Genomic DNA, 16,433 nt, shown 5'->3' with positions numbered 1-16,433 from the left:
GTAGTTTGGCCACGTGTTACTGAGCTATTCGCCACGAGTATGAACTCGTACGACTAGCATGGCTAAATCGAATCCCAATAGCAATGGCCTCCGGCAGGATCAACCGGAATGTATACCTCAGTGCCTGGTTCCCGGCACTGAGGGGGTGTTGGCGGGTGTTGACGCGTTGTCAACACACCATTGCATGGTCTGATATGGTGTCCAGTGCACCCAGCGACCTGGATGACACCGAACGACCACGGCTCACATCAGATTTCCTCTTACGCCGGAGCGCAGGGGGCGAAATCCTCATGTTGGTGAGTCGGACGAGCCGACTCTGCGAAACCGGGCCGAGTTGAACGGCCCGAATTCGCGGTGCGTTCTTCGCGTCTTGACCGAACGGGCTTATACACTTAAGCACGTCGGAACGCTTCGACGGGCCGACGAGCGGCCAGCCGGTGTCCCTCGCACCGTGGGACCTTCGCATCCAATACGAATGGCGGGTTGTATTTAACCCCGTCGAACCATCGGCGCTACGTCATGCGGTTTCAATGGGAGAGGTTGCCACGAAAGCCACGGTATGGAGAGCCGAGATCGAATGCGATACTGACTGTGATGTGCTCGCGTGTCGAGAGCCGTCACGAGTACATACCAAAATTTTGTTATTTTCTCATAGCAATCCGTCTGGTGCGAATCGTGCGGAGACAACATCGAACGGGGAAAGATCCGGCAGGCGTCAGAGAGGGGTATCGCAGTGGAGAGGACAGATTGGTTTTCCCCGGTGTCGGGAGCCTGTAGGTGGTGTTGGAGAACCGGTGGACGCGTGTCTCACGTGGTGAGACGGCGGTCATCGAGGGAAAACAGCGACGAGCAAGCTCCGTTGCCATTCGCCAAAACCGACACTGACGCACCTCGGCAGCGAGATGACACCGCGGACCAGCGATCCGGCCGTTTATACCACGGGCGTTTATAAGGGAGGGACCCACATATAAAAGCGAACGATGACGAACCCTGCAGATTCGATCGAGATACAGAACGTAGTTGCATCGACGGGGATCGGCCAGGAACTCGACTTAGAGGCGCTCGCAGAGGATCTTCCCGGTGCCGATTTTAATCCGGACAACTTTCCCGGTCTCGTCTACCGGACGCAGGAGCCCAAGGCGGCCGCGCTTATCTTCCGGTCCGGAAAGATCGTGTGCACGGGCGCAAAGAGTATCGACGACGTTCACGAGGCACTCGGCATCATCTTCGAGAAGCTCCGCGGACTGCAGATTCCCGTCGAAGACGACCCCGAGATCACCGTCCAGAACATCGTGTCGAGCGCCGACCTCGGGCACAATCTGAATCTCAACGCGCTCGCGATCGGCCTCGGGTTAGAGGACGTCGAGTACGAGCCTGAACAGTTCCCCGGTCTCGTCTACCGGATGGACGAACCCGAAGTCGTGATCCTGTTGTTCGGAAGCGGAAAGATCGTCATCACGGGCGGCAAGCGCACGGACGATGCAGAAGAGGCGGTAGAAGAGATCGTCGAGCGGATCGAGGGGCTCGGGCTGCTCGGGTGACTCCGCAAGCGATCCGCCGGCCAAACGAATGGACCGCCCCGCCCGACGCGCTGTCGGACGCCACGGTCTGAGCACTGCTCCGGTCGATTTCGTCACGTCCGTCGCGTCGTTATGAATACGAGTCTCTCGTTCGGAGAAGAGATCGGATATCCCGGGCCCGACGCTGGTCTCAGACTCGACGCTGAGGCAATTCTGGCTACTCTTCTGTCAGTACCTCCTTGACGACGCTCGGATCTTCCAGCAACTGGTGTTTCGTGTAACTTCCCTCGGCGCTTCCGCCGCTGTGTTTCGACTGCTCGATAATGTCGAGGAACGCGTGTTCTTTGAGCAGGTCACGGACGCGCCGGAGAGAGAGGCTGTCTGACCCCTCTTGGCGACAGATGTTCTCGTATATTTCGTACACTCGGCTCGTTCGGAACCCGTCTTGACGACCCGAAGAGAGCGAGAGCAGTGCGAGCGCCTGAAGCACGTACCGCGAGTGAGGGGTCGATCCGCGGATGAGTTCACGGAATCGGTCTGTTTCCGCGCGCTCGCGCGCCTGAGTAACGAACCCCTCTCTGACAGTCGGCTCGCCGTTCGATTGGGCGATCTCACCCGCGTATCTGAGGATGTCGATGGCCTTTCGAGCGTCGCCGTGTTCGCGGGCTGCGAGGGCTGCTGCACGCGGGATCGTCGAAGGTTCGAGGACCTCGTCGTGAAACGCGTCGGCACGGGCCTGCATGATCTCTCTGAGCTGATTCGCGTCGTAGGGCGGGAAAACGAACTCGCGTTCACAGAGGCTCGATTTGACCCGTTCGTCCATGCGGTCTTTGTATTGGATCTTGTTGCTGATCCCGATAACCCCGAGCTTGCAGTCCGTGATCTTTCCCGCCTCGCCGGCTCGCGAGAGCTGCATCAGGATGGCGTCGTCGTCCAGTTTGTCGATCTCATCGAGAATGATGAGAACGACGTCGTAGCGTTGATCGAGGATGCGCCAGAGCCGTTTGTAGTACGTGGACGTCGAAAGGCCTTTGTCCGGAACGTTGATCCCGGTCGCGTCGGGGTCGTTGACACCGTCTGCGATGGTTTGAACCGCCTGTGTCTCGGTCGTGTCCTGGGCGCAGTCGACGTATGCGAACGTCGCGTTAACTCCCTCTTCGCCCGCGGTCGAGACGAGTCGTTTCGAGACGTACTTCGCACAGAGCGACTTCCCGGTGCCCGTTTTCCCGTAGATGAGAACGTTGCTCGGGCTCTGGCCGAAGATCGCCGGATTAACCGCCGTGGCGAGATTCGATATCTCGTCGTCACGGCCGACGATCCGTCCCTCTCCGGGGAGATGACTGATCTCGAGGAGTTCCTTGTTGGCGAATATTGGATCCTCTCTGGTGAAGAGGTCGTCCGCTGCGTCCATGGAAGAGACACCGTGTTTCCGGTGAAATGTATTCCGTTTCGAGCAGGGTGTTTCCGTTTGAGACACACACCGTGTTTCCGGTGAAATGCGTTGTTGGGGTGGGTGTGAGATAGCGGCGGGTAAGATGGCGGCGGGTAAGATAGCGGCGGGTAAGATGGCGGCGGGTAAGATAGCGGCGGGTAAGATGGCGGCGAGGGAGATATATAATCGTATCAGAGATTCGAACGGGGTCAATCCGAGTGTCTCGAGATGGAAGCTGTACCAAAGCACAAAATAATTCCAAATGAGACGAGAATGAGTGCAGAACCCGGGTTAATCAAAATTTGGTCCGAATCAGCTTATCTGAACACTACCGAATTCACCGGAAACGCGGTGTCATCCTGAGACTCCAGTGTTACCTAAACTCAGAGTAGTACCCGACTCGGTGCATCTCTGAAAGAGACTACCTCCTGAAAGAGTGATATCCTCCCGGAAATCTGTCCCTACCACAAAGGAAGCAAATATTGCCGGACACAGATGTGGACCCGATCGGCCCGCTATTCCGAGCAGACGCCAATAATCAGACACGTAGTGTGGAGTCAACCCAAGTGCTTCCTGTAATCATTATACAGGATTGGGAGAATAAGCTCGTTTCCGGTGAAAACCCAATTTGTTGCCACTGCTCAGAGACTCTGTTTGGAGTCAGTGGACGGTACACAGGATTCGTATATAATAGATGTGGTTGCAGCGTGAGATTAGGTCCGCGGTCAGCCCCAAACCCAACCCCAACGACACCCCTATTTCACCGGAAACACGGTGTGTCACTCCACCCAAACCGCTACGCTTCGATAGCGGCGTCCGCTCCGTCGAGGATCACTCGGCTGAACTCGTCAGCCAGGATCACTCACTCAGCGGTCACTGGCTCAGCGATCGTTCGGCGCGAAAATCATCGGCGCGAAAATCATTCAATAGAGTCAATAGAGGGAGACAGTGAAGAAACAGTGAAACGAGGTCGTCCAACAGGTCTGGTTCGACCGTCGGTGGTTCACAGCGAGGGGACAGAATTGTTCACCGCGACTGTCAAGAATCGCTCACAGCAGTGTCGTTCACAATCAGACAAGACGGCTACAGACGTGACTGTACCGCACTAACACACACAGACATTTACCCCCTTGAGATCGATGTCACCGTATGAAAATTCGAGGAGAGCGAGAGTGTCACGAGTGTGGCACGCACTGGTCGTATTACGAGACGGGATCGGTCAAGTGTCCCGCATGTGGGAGCGTACGGAGCGTCGGTTTGGACGAACGAACGGCACACACCGACACGGCCGTCGAACTCGACTTGAGTGATCATCGCTCTCGCTTCGCCGAGGCGCGTGAGACGATTTCGGACGAAAGTGTAGAAGAACTAAAAGACGATCTCCGCGAGTACGCGCGCAAGCGGGGATTTATCCGAGGGGGCGAGTTGCTTCCGCTCGACCCCGTATACCTCGCCGCACGCGAACTGCTTGAAGCGGTAGATGTCTACAATCGGTTGCGCGATCCGACCGACATCGAGCAGAAATATATTTTCAGCCTCTTAGATGGTGTAAAAGACGGTGTTCGTCCGCCGAAGGCCGACGTTCCCGAATCCATTCAAGAAGCACGTGGGCTGGCAGCGGTGCACTCGGTCGAGGCGTATCGGGTCGACCTCCTCACGTTTCTCGACGGACAGGATCCCAACGGACAGGATCCCGACGAATATGAGGACGGAGAGGCGTCTAACGACGCCGCACATACCGGTAGCGAGACGGAAACCGACCCACCCAGACAGATCGCGGAGAACGATAGCGGTACCGACCCGCCCCAACCGGAGATCGTCAGGGACGTGATCGAGCAGCTTCGGGACCGTACGAGGCGTGTCGAAGCACTCGGTGGTGACGTGTCGCCGGCTGAGGCCGATGCCCTCGTTGATGCGGCGGACGCCATCGGAGAGTTCGTCAGAGAAGGCGAGCACGCGGCCCTCACTCGGGCACGCGATGAACTCACAAAGGTGTCTACCTAGGCAACGCAGACAAAATCAAGCCTGATACCTACAGGGATACATTGAGTGTCCCTCGAACAGACGCCGATCCATGCCACAATTCGACGTTCATGACCACCGCCACGCGCTCAAACAACTGAAAGACACCGGTTCGACAAGTCTGTGGGAGAATCGAGACCACATTCCCTGTCCGGTGTGTGACGCGCCATTCAGTCGCTTGTTTTCCACGAGCGAGACCGAGACGAAATTCCCCGAGAACGACGGAGCGCGGTTTTGTCTGCTCCGTGATGACGACGCTATCCACCTCTTTCGACATTAATCTGACACGCTGTCTTGCTCAGGCGTCGCGCTGTCTTGTTCAAGTCGCGCTGTCTTGTTCAAGGATAACTGCTCAGCCATGCCGTTTGGCCGTCGGTGCTCGTCACTGATCTCAGTCGTTGCCGATCGCTCAGTCGTTGCCGATCGGAGCGTCGCGCGTTGGCTCATCGATATATCGCTCGGTCCACGTACCGCGCGCGAACCACGCGACACCGACAATTGCACCGAGCACGTTTCCGACCGCCATGCCGACCCAGACGCCGGTTTCGCCCCATCCGGCGACGAAGACGAGATAGGCGACGCTCGCGACCCGACCGACCCAGAGCGTGAGGATCGAGATGATCATCGCGATTTTGGTGTTTCCGGCACCACGGAACGCCCCGAGGATGACCTGTGAGACGCCGATAAAGGCGAACTCAACCGACCGAATTCGAACGTATTCGACGGCATACGAGACGGTTTCCGTCGCGTCGGGGACCTCGCCGAGAAACGCGCCGACGATCGGTTCGGTGAACGCGACGGCGACGACCGCGACGAGAAACATGACGCCCGCCCCGGTTCCGGCAGCGAGCTTGACAGCCCGCCCCGCCCGATCGGTTCGACCGGCACCGAGGTTCTGACCGACCATCGTGTCGATCGCCCGCCCAAGCCCCATCGCGGGAAGGAACACGAGAGAGATGAGTCGGTTCCCGAGCCCGTATGCGGCGACTACCGGCGGCGAGAATGTCACGATCATCGCAGTGAGAGTGATCATCGCCAGCGCGCTCGTCGTCTGTTCGACGCTCGAAGGGAGGCCGAGACGAAAGATGTCTCCGATGAAATCCAGATCTGGGCGTAGGTGTGTGAGATCGACCGCCGGTCCAACATCGGTCGCGAACAGCAGCCAGACGCCGATCACGGTAGCGACTCCGCGGGAGAAGATTGTCGCTATCGCGGCACCCTCGATACCGTATCCGGTGAATCCAGTCGCGGCGAGCCCCGCCGATTGTACCGCTATCGGATCGAGAACCGACACGACCGGAACTTCGGCGAGCCACTGAAACAGGGGATTGCCGGCGAATCCGAATATCAAAAACGGATCGAGAAGGACGTTCAGCAAGACGGAGAGGACCATCACGGCCATCGGTGTTCGAGCGTCGCCGTACCCGCGCATCAGCGCGGAGAAGACGAAGAATCCGAACATCAGTGGGATTCCCGCGAAGATGACCTCCATGTAGTCTGCCGCGAGTGGAATGACCGCTGCCGCCGTTTCGGGATCGCTCGGAAGTAGCTCCAGTGCTGGGCGGGTGTAGAGATACCCGCCGATCCCGATGAACACCGACAGAACCGCGACGGTGACGATCGTCTGGCCGGCGACGAGCCCTGCGGACCGATCACCGTCAGCACCGGTGTATTGTGCAACGAGTATCGCTCCCGCGGTCGTGAATCCGCCAGCGACTGCGATAAGCAAGAAGATCAGCGGAAACGCGAGACTGACGGCGCCCACCGCGTCGGCCGATAACCGACCCAAGTACAGGGTGTCGGCGACGTTGTACATCACCTGTAACAGCTGGATCATCACGATCGGCCACGCGAGGTGGAACAGCGGTCCGACGAGACCACCCTCCGTGATCGACTCCGTCGGGATTCGCTGGTCTCTCGCCCCGTCGTCGGCCGCATCGCTACCGCGTGCCGATCCGTCACCGGCTGTCGTCTCGTCACCGGCTGTCGTCTCGTCACCGCCCGCGGTCTTCGTAGCGGGATCCGTACCGGACGGACGCGAGTCTGACGACTCCGTGGAGGGCTCGTCGCTCACTGACACGTACTCGGGTATCTCAGTGCATCACCCTTCCGATCCACGCGTCACGTCGCATCGAGCTACCGACGGGCACTGTAGCCTCGACGCGACAGTGATACGCGACCCCGTCCCAAGTGGCGTCGGTCGGCGACGCGCGAACCCACGCCGAGTGATGTCGAGCCGGGTACTTTGGGTGTCGGATCAACTGCCGTCGCCGGTCACGGGGTCGTCCCGATCTCGGTCGTCGCGACCGTCATCGACGGCCGCGGGTCTGTCGGCGGTACTTCCGTCGGCACCGTCGGCGGTGCCTCCGTCAGCAGCGTCAGTCGCCGGCTCGGGTTCGACGGAGGCGTCGCCACTGACCGGTTCGACTGGACCGTCGACACGGGCCACGCCGGACGTGTCGTCGAAGATCAGGTGGCGGTGCGGGTACGCCATCTCCACGTCAGCGTCCGCGAGCCGCTCGCGGATCAGCGTGTTCACGTCTGACTGCACCTTCGCGAGCTTGTACGGTTTTTTCACCCAGTAGCGAAGTCGAAGCAGCACCCCGTCGTCGCCGAATTCGTGGAGTCGGCAGTCGGGGCTGGCAGTGTATCGGGCGATGCCGACTCGAATGTCCGGTCCGCCGTCGATCACCGCGTCGCAGTCGCGCGCTCCCAGCTCGATGAGCCGACGCGCCTCGGAGATATCGCTCTCGTAGGTGACGAGCACGTCGATCGTCCGGCGTGTCCGTTCGTCCTCGGCCGAGTAGTTCGTCACGTCACGCTCGCGCATGGTTCCGTTCGGAACGACGATGAACGTGTTGTCGAGAGTGAATATCTTCGTGTATCGGATCGTGATGTCCTCGACGAATCCGGTCGTCCCGTTCTCCAGTTGGATCATGTCGCCGATCTCGAACGGCTGATCGGCCAGGACGAAGATCCCGTTGATGAAGTTCCCGACGATCGGTGCGAGGATGATACCGATCACGGCGGAGAAGACCGCGGTTCCGAGGAGCAGGTCGGCGAACTGAAACCCGGCAATCCCCAGGCCGATAAGCGTCGCCAGCAAAATCGTCCCGACCCGAACACCACGAACGATGGTCTGTGCGACGCTCTGTCGGGATACGCGCCGCGCCACGGGGCGTCCGATGAGCCGAACGAGGAACTTCGACACGAGTACGCCGAGCGCAGCGGACACGAGAACGATCAGCAGCCCTGATCCCGGGAGCGACGTCAACGCTGCCCTCGGGACCGACGGGAGCCTAGCGACCCAGTCCGCAAGCGGAAGCGAACCGGGGTTCGCGACGAGGCCGACCGGGTCGGGGCGTGCCATGGCAAACCCGCCGTCGGCCATCGGAAAAAGCGTTTCTGCCTCGCGATACGCCGGACGGCGTTTTCGTGAATGTACGAATTAGATATCGATCTGAGAGCGAGGTATCAATCCGAGAGCGAGATATCGAATCGAGACCGAAACGCTCACCCGAAGGCGAGACCTCCGCTCGGGAAATCATTAACATCCTGACCATCGAATTCAAAGCATGTCACACTCGCCGCTTGAACGTCCTTCGTTCAACGTCACCCACGAGGTATCACCGAACGACGTTCTCATAGCCGGATTCTCGTCGTTTGGGCTCGCTGGCCTCACCGCCGTCGATTATCTCGTCGAAAATCTGGAACTCGAAGAGATCGGTCACGTGAGCACCGCCGATCTTCCCTCGATCACCCCCTTCGAAAAGGGGCGGCCGCGCCACTCGATCCGGTTGTACTCAGATGACGAAGTCGACGTGACCGTGCTCGTTGGCGAGCAGTTCGTCCCGCCGATCCTCGGGGAACGACTGGCGACGTCGATCCTCGGCTGGACCGAAGCCGAGGGCGTCTCGGAGGTCGCAGTGCTCGCCGGCGTCCCGATCCCACACGGGCCCGACGCACACAGAACGTTCTACGTCGCGACCGACGATTACCGCACCGCCCGGCTCGAAGGAGATTCCGTTCCGCCGATGGAGACCGGGTTTCTCGACGGGACGAACGCGTCGCTGCTCGAGTACGGCATAGACTCACCGTTGGGCGTCGGCGTCTTCATCACGCCGGTTCACGCACAGGCTCCGGACGTCGAGGCGGCAGTCCGACTCGTGGACACGATCGATGCCACGTACGACCTCGGGGTAGATTCCGGACCACTGGAGGCTTTCGCAGCCGAGATCCGTCAGTACTACGAAGACCTGGCCGAGCGGATCGACGAGCGCGAGCCCGAGGGAACCTACGATCGGATGTATATGTAGCGGAGGTACCCGTGCGGGCTGTCAGTGTCAAAAACCAAGTGAAGAATTGCGCTCTGAAAACGCGTGCAACTCGACTCATAGTAAAAACCTATACCAGAGGGGACCGTCGATGCGCTCATGACAGACGATCTCCGCGGTACGCTCGATCACGTTGGAGACCGATTCAACCTCGGCGAGTACGAGATCGACGCGTACCTCGCGGTGTTAGAACACGGAGAACTGACCGCCAGCGACATCGCGGACAGGACCGACATCCCGCAACCGCGAGTGTACGACACCGTCAGGAGCCTCTCCGACCGCGGGCTCGTCGAACTCCGCGAGTCCCGCCCGATGAAGATCGTCGCTGTCGATCCCGAAGACGCCTTCGGCGACCTGCGGTCGTCGTTCACGGAGATGGTCGACGAACTCGAAGCACGGTACACCGCACCGACACGTGAGACCGAGGCGGTATCGCTGGTGAAGTCGCGATCGACGATACTTCGGTACGTCGAAGAGGTGATCGAGAGCGCCGAATTCGAGCTGGCCGTGTCGCTCACGCCGGGACTCCTCCGCCGGTTCCGCGACGACCTCGCGGCCAAGGTGGCTGACGGCGTCAGCGTCGAACTGCTCGTCACCCCGGCGTCGAGAGCACCCGATCCGGACGAGTTCGACTACCTCGAGGTCGCGACGATCGCCCGCGCGCGCCGCGGGATCACGACGCCGATCCTCGCCGTCGCCGACGGCGAGTACTCCGTGTACGCGACACAGGACGCCCTCCGTGACGACCGCGAGCGGTACGGTGTCATCTTCAACCGCTCCGCACTCGGGTTCTTAGTATCGGGGTTCTTCGGCACGGTCCTCTGGACGACCGCCGAGACACTCGCTGCGGACGGCATGGAGCGTCCGTTCCCGCGGCGTTACGCCTCTATTCGGCGGGCAGTCAAGGACATCCGCGAGTTCAGGGATGCGACCGCCGCCGACTCGGAAGCCGCCGACGATTCGGAGACCGCCGAGTTCTACGCGAGCGTCGAGGGACGCGACATCGAGACGGGCGAGTCGGTAACGGTCAGCGGCCGGGTCGTCGATCTCGCGTTCGAAGACACGGAAGAGGTGGCCTCCCTCGTCGTCGAAACAGAGGCGGGTCGCGTCGAGATCGGCGGTCGCGTGGCCGCGCTCGAAGACATCGAGGGACAAGAGATCGTGATCGGTCGCCACGGACCGCCGGAGCTGTAGTCCGACCCGGACGGAGGTTTCGTCGACCCTCAGAGAACCCCAGCGCTCAAAGAACCCCAGCGCTCAAAGAACCCCAGCGCTCAAAGAACCCCAGCGCTCAAAGAACGCGGTTCGTCAGCGACTCACCGGCGCGAGAACGTCGGACGTTCTCCCGGACGATCGAGCCCACGTGCTCGCCGTACTGATATGTGAACGCGGCGCAGTGCGGAGTGACGATGACTTCGTCCATCTCCCACAGCGGCGACGACTCCGGAAGCGGTTCGTCCTCGAAGACGTCCAGCGCCGCGCCGGCGATAGCCTCGTCTCGGAGCGCCGACACGAGCGCAGACTGGTCGACGACGCCACCGCGGGCCACGTTTATCAGGTACGCGTCGTCTCGCATCGCGTCCAACACGTCTCGATCGACCATGCCCTCGGTCTCTTCGGTCAGTGGAACGGTCAACACGACGAACCGCGCGTCGGAAACGGCGCTCTCCAGTTCGGCGGGCGTGTGGACGCGGCCGACGCCCGGCTCTGGAACCGGCGTCCGGCGGACGCCGTCGACGTCGAGGCCGAGCGCGGAGAGCCGGTCGACGACGCCCCGGCCGAGACTTCCGAGCCCGACCACACACGCGCGCTCGCCCGCTATCGTCCACGCTTCGTCCCACTCCGGCTGACTCCACTCGCGCCGATCCTGATTTCCGATGTGCGCGTGGAGTCGCCGCGAGAACGCGAGGAGGTAGCCGGCGACGGTCTCGCCGATCGCGTCTCCGTGGATCCCGGTGCTGTTGGTCAGCGCGACGCCGGCGTCTTGGAGCTCGTCTTGAGGGAACCGGTCGACGCCCGCCTGAATCGAGTGGATCCAGTCGAGATCGAGGAACGCTTCCCGGTGTTCGAAGGTGACGATCGCGTCGCACGCCGTGAGCGCTTCCCGCCGGTTCTCAGCGCCGGTGGCGTCGGCGGTGTCGTCCGGGTTTCCGGCACCGACGGTGTCGTCCGCGTTGCCCGCGCCGGCAGTGTCGTCCAGGTCTCCCGAGTCGGCAGCGGTGTCCTCGGGTTCGTCGACGATCACGACGTCCACCGGGCTGTCTGACAGTTGATCCGCGAGGAATTCCGGCGGAAACAACACCGATACCGAGGCGTCGATCCCGAGCGTGTCGAGTCGCATACCCGAACCTCTACGAGGACGCTCTTAGTCGTTTGTCCGTTCGTGCTGGGTCGGTCGCTCGGTGCCGGCCGGCGGATGTGGTTCGTGAGTGCTTCGATCGACCAGTGCCGGCCGGCGAACGCTGGCGGCGAGTGTTTCGACCGACCGCGGTCGGCTCGGAGACCGAACCCGAGCGGGGCCACAGCCGGCGGGGTTTATTGGGTGGGCGGTCTCTGTAACTGATATGACTGAGCAGGAGACGATCCACGTCGCGGACGTCAGCGAGGGGATCGGCGGCGACGCGACCGCCGAGCCGGGATCGCCGGTGGAGCTTCCGGTCGTCGACGTGCTCACCGGTCGCTCGTTTATTACCGGCAAGTCCGGATCCGGCAAGAGCAACACGGCATCCGTCGTGATCGAAAACCTCCTCGATAACGGGTTTCCGGTCATGATCGTCGACACGGACGGTGAGTATTACGGACTAAAAGAGGAGTACGAGATTCTCCACGCCGGCGCGGACGACGAGTGCGACATCGTCGTCTCGCCGGAACACGCCGAGAAGCTCGCCAACCTCGCCTTAGAGGAGAACGTCCCGATCATCTTAGACGTCTCCGGCTACCTCGAAGAGGACACCGCGAACGAACTGCTCTTGGAGGTCGTCAAGCAGCTGTTCGCGAAAGAGAAACGCCTGAAAAAGCCCTTCCTGCTCGTCGTCGAGGAGTGTCACGAGTATATTCCCGAAGGAGGAGGGATGGACGAGACGGGGAAGATGCTGATCAAAGTCGGCAAGCGCGGCCGGAAACACGGCCTCGGGATCGTGGGAATCAGCCAGCGTCCCGCCGACGTGAAAAAAGACTTCATCACCCAGTGCGACTGGCTCTGCTGGCATCGCCTCACCTGGGATAACGACACGAAAGTCGTCGGTCGCATCCTCGGATCGAAGTACGCGAGCGCCGTGGAAGATCTGGGCGACGGCGAGGCCTTCTTGATGACCGACTGGGACGAGTCGATCCGGCGGATCCAGTTCCACCGCAAGCAGACGTTCGACGCCGGCGCGACCCCGGGACTCGACGATTTCGAGCGCCCGGAACTCAAGTCGGTCTCCAGCGATCTGGTCGGCGAACTCCAGTCCATCTCGGACGAGCAGGCGCGCCGCGAGTCCGAGCTTGCGGACCTCCGGCAGGAGCTCGATAAGAAGCGACAGCGGATCCACGAACTCGAACGCGAGTTGGAGGAGGCTCGCGACCTGAGCAACATGGCCGACCAGTTCGCGCAGGCGCTGCTCGGTAAGGCAGAAGCCCCGTACCGCGGCGGAAACGGACGCTCGGTCGCCTCGGCGACAGCCGCCGACCGCTCTCAGACCGACCTCGACGGCTACGACGCGGCGGACACGGAACCGGACCGCGCCACCGGCGACGAGCCGAACGCCCGAGACGTCCAGACCGACGCAGACGCCCCGGATACCACTGACGGCGACGCGTCTCCCGCTCCCGAGGACGACAGTGAGAATCCGCAGTCGGCGGGGGCGTCTTCGTCCCCCTCGTCCGCGGACGGCGGTGAGGGGGATGCCCGCGACGACGTCGATCCGGTCACCCGCGGCGACGTAGCCGAAAGCGCGCTCCGGTTCGACGACGCCGTCGAACTCGGCACGCGCGAGGCGGTGATCGAGGAGCTTCGCGGGCGTATCGACGACCTCACAGACATCTCTCGGGGGATGCTCCGACACTACCGGCGGGAAGGCGTGAGCGACCCCGTCGCGGCGCACATCGACGCCGGCGGCGACGGCGATACCGAACACGCCTACAGCCGACACCGACCCATCCGCCGGGCGGGTCTGATCCGCCACGCCGGCCGGGGACACTACGCGTATGCCGTCCCCGACCTGATCCGCGAGGCGTACGCGGATCGGCTCGACGACGACAGCGTCGACGAGATCGTGCGCGCCGTCGAGACCGCGTTCGTTCCGCCCGCCGAGCGAAGCTATCCGCCGGACGCCGAGCCGACCGACATCACCGGGGATGACGCACGATCCGACGACACTCGAACTGACGACACTCGAACCGGCGACCGCGCTCACGTCTCGAACGGAGGAGAAGCGGGGCGAGCCGACGAGACGGAACCCGAGACAGCAGGAACGGAAGGGACGACCGAGGATCGGTCGTCGTCGAAGTCGGGGCTCAGTGCGGCCGCGCGCGAGTTCATCGATCGCGACCGCGAGACCGACGAGTGACTCCGGGCGTGAACGAGGTCGTCTCGGCCGTTCTCAGTGACGCCTTCCCCGACCGCCCCGTCGCCGAGGTGTCCGGGGTCGGCCCCTCGTGGAACGGGGCGAACGAGACGTTCGGCGTCGAGTTCACCGACGGTGGCCGAGCGTTCTGTAAGGTGGCTACCGACGGGAACGGAACCAGGATCGCCCGCGAACGGGCGGTGCTGCGATACGTCTCGGCCGAGCGGCAGATTCGGGTTCCGACGGTGCTCGCGGCCGACCGGAACGGGTCGCCGCCGTACCTCGTGACTGCACCCGTTTCCGGCCGCGAACTCTCGGTCGTGTGGAACGGCACGGGTGCCCGATCGGGGGAAACGAGTGCGGACGGCGACGTCGGAGGCGGAAGCGCCGGAACGGCGGACTGCGACGTCAGAGGCGGGGCCGCCGGAGACGAGAGGGCCAGCGGCGACGCTGCCCCGGCCGACGTCCGAGTCGCGCGCGAGAGGGAAGATCCGGTCCGCGAAGCGCTCCTCCGCCGCGTCGGACGGATGCTCGGGACGCTCCACGCGGAGCGGTTCGACAGCCACGGCGAGATCGTGGGAGCCGCCGGCGGCGGCGGAGCGGAGAGCCCCGACGACTCGACGCTCCCACCCGACACCGCGGGCCGGCACCTCGCCGTCGAACCGGGCCCGTGGCCCGACGTCCTCCGGTCGACGATCGAGCGCACCCGCGAGATCGGGACGACGGATCGGCTCGCCGGTCACTACGAGGCCGTCATCGACTGCGTCGAATCGAACCGTGACCGCCTGACCGGCGCACCGGCGGCGTTGCTCCACGGGGACGTCGCGATGCAGAACCTGTTCGTCGCAGACGAGATCGCCGCGATCGACTGGGAGCTTTCTCACGTGGGCGACCCGGCGCGCGACCTCGTGCGAGCGGAAGACCAACTGCTCAACGGGTTCGACAGCACCGGTCCAGAGCGGTACGCCGACGCCCTCTACGACGGATACCGCGAGCGCGCCGGCGGGCTGCCCGAGGGATTCGCGGAACGCCGCCCGATATACGAGGTCGTTCGGATGCTCGGACGCTCCGGATTCCTCGACCAGTGGGCCACCCACCTCGGCGAGCCGATGGACGCGCTCGCAGATCGAGCGGAGGCGGAACTGCGATCCCGGCTCGCGGCCACGTGAGCGACTACCGAAACGCCCGCCTGAACGAGAGGGAATTCCGGGTCAGGAGAGCTTGAACTTCTCTCGTCGAGAACCCTCGCTGCTTCCGCATGAGACTGTCTCACGGCTTTCCCGTCACCGGTTCCACGCCGCGTCTGCGCGGTCGATCTGTCGGTCGCCGGTCGGTAACGCGTCGACGGCCGCGAGGATCGAATCGGAGACTTCGGCATCGACGGCGCGCAGGTTCTCCGTGACGTGCTCGCCGGTGGCCTTCGGGATCGGCGTCACGTCGCGAGCGAGCGCCCACGCGAGCGCGAGGACGGCCGGCGGTCGGCCGCTCCGCTCGGCGATCGCACGGAACGCGTCGTCGTCGAACAGTGCGCCCCTACCGAGCGGCGAGTAGCCGACGAGCCGGTGGTCGAACTCGTCGGCGAGCGCGCGGAGCCCCGGCTGCCGGAACCGCGGGTGACGCTCGACTTGGTGGGCCGCTATCGGCGCGTCGAGAATCCGGACGGCCTCCCGGAGCAGGTCTGGGGTGAAGTTCGAAACCCCGACGTGGTCCGTAACTCCCGCCGAACGGAGCTCGTCGAAGGCGGGCAGCGTCGTCTCGGGGTCGTACGCGTCGGTCGGCCAGTGGACGTACAGCAGGTCGACGCGGTCGAGCCCCAGCCGATCGAGGCTCTCGCGCGCCGTCCGTCTGACGTCCTCGGGCGCGAGGTTCGTCGGATGAACCTTCGTTGCGACCGTGACGTCCTCGCGTTGAACGTCGACGGTCGGATCGGTACAGGCGCGTTCGATCCCCTCGCCGACGGCCGCCTCGTTGCCGTACATCTGTGCGGTGTCGACGTGGCGGTAGCCGGTCGCGAGGGCGTCGGCGACGGTCGCGGCACACTCGTCGGGATCGTCGAGCCCGGAGGTCCCGAGTCCCAGCGGAAGACGGAGCGGCGGCATGCGCGTGCGTTCTCGCCGGGCCACAAAAGGCTGTACGGCGATCTCGACCGCGGATCTCGGAGCTGTGCGACCGATCTCGACTACGGAGCGCGGACGTGTATCGACGACCCGAGGTACTTGTGAACGACCTCGTCGACGTCGTCGGCGTTGAACCGGCCGAGGTCGGCTCCGATCTCGGCCCGCAGCGCCTCTCGATACGCCTCGTCGACGCGTAGCTCCCGAAAACCGACGGAGACGACTTCGATCCCCTCGCTGCCTGCGACCCCGAGGCGGTCGGCCGCGACCCGTCGAAACGACGACTCGTCGCCGACCTCGCCGCGCCAGAGCCGGTCACGGAAGAACAGCCAGCCGTCGTCGCCCGGAGCGCGCGCTGGAATCTCCATCGTCGTCTCGAATCGATCGGGATCGATCGCGGCGGCGCGCGGCTCGATCCGGAACGCGACGCGAAACACGTAGGCGGCGTCCATCGACCGGTGCGT

13 protein-coding genes and 1 rRNA gene are annotated in these 16,433 nt (G+C 63.1%); 7 read left to right on the top strand and 7 right to left on the bottom strand.

Annotated features, from left to right (window positions below):
- Positions 1-110 (bottom strand): 16S ribosomal RNA (locus tag NO930_RS05765); the annotation flags it as partial.
- Between the two features lie 870 nt (positions 111-980).
- On the opposite strand from NO930_RS05765, the gene NO930_RS05760 reads away from it, so the two are divergent.
- Complete coding sequence (locus NO930_RS05760; RefSeq protein WP_004046033.1) at positions 981-1,541, top strand: TATA-box-binding protein; 561 nt, start codon at positions 981-983, stop codon at positions 1,539-1,541.
- Between the two features lie 196 nt (positions 1,542-1,737).
- On the opposite strand, the gene NO930_RS05755 is transcribed toward NO930_RS05760, so the two are convergent.
- On the bottom strand, positions 1,738-2,931 hold the full coding sequence (locus tag NO930_RS05755) for a Cdc6/Cdc18 family protein (protein WP_256402795.1): 1,194 nt from the start codon (positions 2,929-2,931) through the stop codon (positions 1,738-1,740).
- A 1,170-nt stretch (positions 2,932-4,101) separates the two neighbouring features.
- Here NO930_RS05755 and NO930_RS05750 point away from each other — a divergent pair.
- Together NO930_RS05750 and NO930_RS14080 are read left to right on the top strand one after the other, a co-directional pair.
- Entirely contained in the window at positions 4,102-4,956 is an 855-nt protein-coding gene (locus NO930_RS05750; protein WP_256402794.1) for a DUF7117 family protein, read from the top strand.
- A gap of 70 nt (positions 4,957-5,026) precedes the next feature.
- Positions 5,027-5,254, top strand: coding sequence for a DUF7385 family protein (locus NO930_RS14080; protein ID WP_137783345.1), 228 nt, complete (start codon positions 5,027-5,029; stop codon positions 5,252-5,254).
- A 129-nt stretch (positions 5,255-5,383) separates the two neighbouring features.
- Here the strand turns inward: NO930_RS14080 and NO930_RS05745 are convergent, their stop codons facing one another.
- A complete protein-coding gene (locus NO930_RS05745; protein WP_256402793.1) occupies positions 5,384-7,048 on the bottom strand; it encodes an MATE family efflux transporter in 1,665 nt (554 codons plus the stop codon).
- A 183-nt stretch (positions 7,049-7,231) separates the two neighbouring features.
- Positions 7,232-8,344: a mechanosensitive ion channel family protein gene (locus NO930_RS05740; protein WP_256402792.1), complete on the bottom strand. Its 1,113-nt coding sequence runs from the start codon at positions 8,342-8,344 to the stop codon at positions 7,232-7,234.
- 205 nt (positions 8,345-8,549) lie between these two features.
- On the opposite strand from NO930_RS05740, the gene NO930_RS05735 reads away from it, so the two are divergent.
- Positions 8,550-9,290 carry a proteasome assembly chaperone family protein gene (locus tag NO930_RS05735; RefSeq protein WP_137783813.1) on the top strand — a complete coding sequence of 247 codons (741 nt, stop codon included), beginning with the start codon at positions 8,550-8,552 and terminating at the stop codon, positions 9,288-9,290.
- A 117-nt stretch (positions 9,291-9,407) separates the two neighbouring features.
- Positions 9,408-10,502 carry an HTH-type sugar sensing transcriptional regulator TrmB gene (trmB, locus tag NO930_RS05730; protein WP_137783812.1) on the top strand — a complete coding sequence of 365 codons (1,095 nt, stop codon included), beginning with the start codon at positions 9,408-9,410 and terminating at the stop codon, positions 10,500-10,502.
- Between the two features lie 97 nt (positions 10,503-10,599).
- Here the strand turns inward: trmB and ddh are convergent, their stop codons facing one another.
- A complete protein-coding gene (gene ddh / locus NO930_RS05725; protein ID WP_256402791.1) occupies positions 10,600-11,649 on the bottom strand; it encodes a D-2-hydroxyacid dehydrogenase in 1,050 nt (349 codons plus the stop codon).
- A gap of 223 nt (positions 11,650-11,872) precedes the next feature.
- Here ddh and NO930_RS05720 point away from each other — a divergent pair, with 223 nt between their 5' ends.
- Together NO930_RS05720 and NO930_RS05715 are read left to right on the top strand one after the other, a co-directional pair.
- Positions 11,873-13,858 (top strand): ATP-binding protein, encoded by a 1,986-nt coding sequence (locus tag NO930_RS05720; protein WP_256402790.1) that lies wholly within the window; start codon positions 11,873-11,875, stop codon positions 13,856-13,858.
- An 8-nt stretch (positions 13,859-13,866) separates the two neighbouring features.
- Entirely contained in the window at positions 13,867-15,024 is a 1,158-nt protein-coding gene (locus NO930_RS05715; RefSeq protein ID WP_256402789.1) for a phosphotransferase family protein, read from the top strand.
- A 114-nt stretch (positions 15,025-15,138) separates the two neighbouring features.
- On the opposite strand, the gene NO930_RS05710 is transcribed toward NO930_RS05715, so the two are convergent.
- Together NO930_RS05710 and lwrS are read right to left on the bottom strand one after the other, a co-directional pair.
- Complete coding sequence (locus NO930_RS05710; protein WP_256402788.1) at positions 15,139-15,954, bottom strand: aldo/keto reductase; 816 nt, start codon at positions 15,952-15,954, stop codon at positions 15,139-15,141.
- Positions 15,955-16,034: 80 nt separating this feature from the next.
- On the bottom strand, positions 16,035-16,421 hold the full coding sequence (lwrS, locus tag NO930_RS05705) for an LWR-salt protein (RefSeq protein WP_137784800.1): 387 nt from the start codon (positions 16,419-16,421) through the stop codon (positions 16,035-16,037).
- Between the last annotated feature and the right edge of the window lie 12 nt (positions 16,422-16,433).

It is taken from the genome of Halorubrum salinum (assembly GCF_024494575.1).
GTDB classification, from domain to species: domain Archaea; phylum Halobacteriota; class Halobacteria; order Halobacteriales; family Haloferacaceae; genus Halorubrum; species Halorubrum salinum.
Note: the sequence above shows the minus strand (reverse complement) of the source record. Positions and strands in the feature narration are given on the sequence as shown.